The sequence below is a fragment of the Shewanella sp. AS16 genome (genome assembly GCF_021412365.1).
GTDB lineage: Bacteria > Pseudomonadota > Gammaproteobacteria > Enterobacterales > Shewanellaceae > Shewanella > Shewanella salipaludis.
The window spans coordinates 1-289 of record NZ_JAKCLK010000290.1 but is presented as its reverse complement, the minus strand read 5'-3'; the positions used below and the strand labels follow the sequence as shown (position 1 = coordinate 289).

Sequence of the window (289 nt, the reverse complement as noted above, 5' to 3'; positions counted from 1 at the left end):
ATCGAATGGCGGGATAAAACATCAAATAACTCGCCCGTCATAAAGGTTCGGAAATCGGTAATGGTGTTGTTTTCAACTACTGCCCATTTCGCATGTGTGCCGGGTAAGCCTATCAGCACTGGCATACCCTGATGGATCGCGTTTTGCAGGGCCGGTTCCATCGAGATAGCACCGAAGATTTGTGTTTCTTCGCCACGCATCACTTCGGGCATTTCACCTTCTTTAATCACGCCAGGAATGATATGCAGCATTGTCTGCTGCTGGTGGATAACAGGCGTCAACTGCTTCG

Annotated in this window: 1 protein-coding gene; it reads right to left on the bottom strand. The window is 49.1% G+C overall.

Going from position 1 to position 289, the window contains the following annotated elements:
• On the bottom strand, nt 1–251 hold a 251-nt coding region (locus tag LZP73_RS20345; protein ID WP_234236757.1), incomplete at its 3' end, for a 2-dehydro-3-deoxygalactonokinase.
• Nucleotides 252–289 lie beyond the last annotated feature (38 nt).